General features: G+C 73.6%; 1 protein-coding gene. It reads left to right on the top strand.

Annotation, left to right across the window (positions count from 1 at the left end; translation table 11 throughout):
• Positions 1 to 84 precede the first annotated feature (84 nt).
• Complete coding sequence (locus tag AQJ64_RS17870; RefSeq protein WP_055638993.1) at positions 85 to 552, top strand: hypothetical protein; 468 nt, start codon at positions 85 to 87, stop codon at positions 550 to 552.
• The last annotated feature ends 651 nt before the right edge of the window (positions 553 to 1,203 follow it).

The raw sequence follows: 1,203 nt of genomic DNA on the forward strand, positions 1-1,203 counted from the left end.
ACAACAACCGCCTTGCCGATCGAGCACCGCCAGTCGCAGGCCCGCCGCGGTCTGCCGTCGGGTCCGAGGAAACGGTCCATACCCATGAACGAGAACGTCATCGCTCTTCGCTTCACCGACCGCGCCACCGCCTACCAGGCGCTGAGCGGTCTGAGGAACCTCAGCGCCGCCAGCACCGAGGTCCTTGGCGCCGTACTGATCGAGAACCTGGAGGACGGCGCGGTGCGCGTCACCGACGGCGTGGACGGTGCGGCGGGGCGGAACGCGACGGCCGACGCCTACATCGCTCACGCGCCGGCTGCCAGTACGGTCATCCTCGCCGAGGTCAGGGAGACCAGCACCGACACCCTGGACATGCTGTCCCTGTGGTACGGCGCAGCCCTGGAGCGCCTCCCGGCCGACGCCGTACGCGGTGGCCTGCACGCGACGGAAGGTGCCCCCGGCCGCAGCGGAAGGGAAGAGGCAACGTACTGGCGCGACGGCGAGTGCGCCGACGCCGCGCGGAAGCCCTCGGACGGCGTCACGACGCCGAGGCGGATGAACGCCGCGTAGCCGGGGCGGGCGCCACATACGCGGGGCAGCCCCCCCAGCCCCCCCGCACGGTGAGGGGCCCCGATACAGGCCCCTCACCGCTTTCGCCCAAGGGGTTCCCTTGGCACTCGTCCGCCTTCCGCACCGTGATCGCTGAAGGGCCCGCTCCGCGCGGCACGGATGGTCACGAGTGCCGCGTGCGCCACCGCGGCCACCGTGAACATGCGGCCGGCGTCGCCGAGAGTGACCCGCGACGGCTCTGCGGCAGGCGCGGTACGCGCGCACCGGAGGCCGCGCCCGCGACACCCCCCTACGGGGCTCCACAGAAGCGGAGACTCCGGTCGACGCTGTCGGCGAGCCGGCCACCGAACACGGTCCGGCGAAGCAGCCGAGAGGCCAGGGAGGGCGCGGCGCCGGTCAGCGCCCCGCGCCCGGCGCGCCGTCCCGTCGCCGAGCATGCGCAGACACCGTGCGCGGAGTCCGGGCGCACGGCTCGGGCGAGGCGGCGGACGCAGTGAGCGTCCGGCGTCGGACCGCGCGGGACGCGCTCACGCGTTCGGCAGCCAGGGCGCGAGCGCGGCGTCGACCAGACCGACCACCAGGTCCTCTTCAAGGTGCACGCCGTGCAGGAAGCGCTCGAAGAGCAGCGGTCCGATGATGCGGGCGACGAGT

The sequence above is a fragment of the Streptomyces griseoruber genome, from assembly GCF_001514205.1.
GTDB classification, from domain to species: domain Bacteria; phylum Actinomycetota; class Actinomycetes; order Streptomycetales; family Streptomycetaceae; genus Streptomyces; species Streptomyces griseoruber.

Excerpts from the sequence above, each read along its gene's own strand:
- AQJ64_RS17870 (WP_055638993.1), top strand. The coding sequence starts at position 85 with ATGAACGAGAACGTCATCGCTCTTCGCTTCACCGACCGCGCCACCGCC.